Annotated in this window: 1 protein-coding gene; it reads left to right on the top strand. The window is 62.2% G+C overall.

The genetic code is table 11. The features are described from left to right. Positions 1–21: 21 nt before the first annotated feature. A partial coding sequence (locus PIN01S_RS26160) for a calcium-binding protein (protein WP_369690639.1) occupies positions 22–571 on the top strand: 550 nt, incomplete at its 3' end.

Genomic DNA, 571 nt, shown 5'->3' on the forward strand with positions numbered 1-571 from the left:
GGTTCGACGGACCGGATCGTGGTGAGCAGTTACTTCCATGCCGACGGCAGCAGCGGTTATCGCCTGGAAGAAATCCGCTTCGCCGACGGCACCACTTGGACCATAGCCCAGGTAAAAGCCATGGCACTGCAGAGTACCGATGGCAACGATGCCCTGTGGGGTTATGCCACCGACGATACCCTGCGCGGTGGCTTGGGCAACGACACCCTGTTCGGTCAGGCCGGCCAGGATGTACTGGAAGGCGGCGCGGGCAACGACACGCTGTACGGCGAGGACGGCAACGACAGCCTGCAGGGTGGCGAGGGTAGCGACCTACTATATGGCGGCAACGGTAACGACCTGCTGCAAGGTGACGTGGGCAATGACACGCTTTACGGCGGCAATGGCAACGACATCCTCGAAGGTGGCGTAGGTAACGACTACCTCGTCGGCGACGCCGGTTCGGACGTGTACCGCTTCAACCGGGGCTGGGGCCAGGACTCGATCAACAACTACGACACCAGCGCCGGGAAGGTGGATGCCATCGCATTCGGCGAAGATATCGCCCCGAGCGACATCGTGATCAGCCGCT

Origin of the sequence: Pseudomonas indica NBRC 103045 (assembly GCF_002091635.1) — a bacterium.
Classification (GTDB): domain Bacteria; phylum Pseudomonadota; class Gammaproteobacteria; order Pseudomonadales; family Pseudomonadaceae; genus Pseudomonas_M; species Pseudomonas_M indica.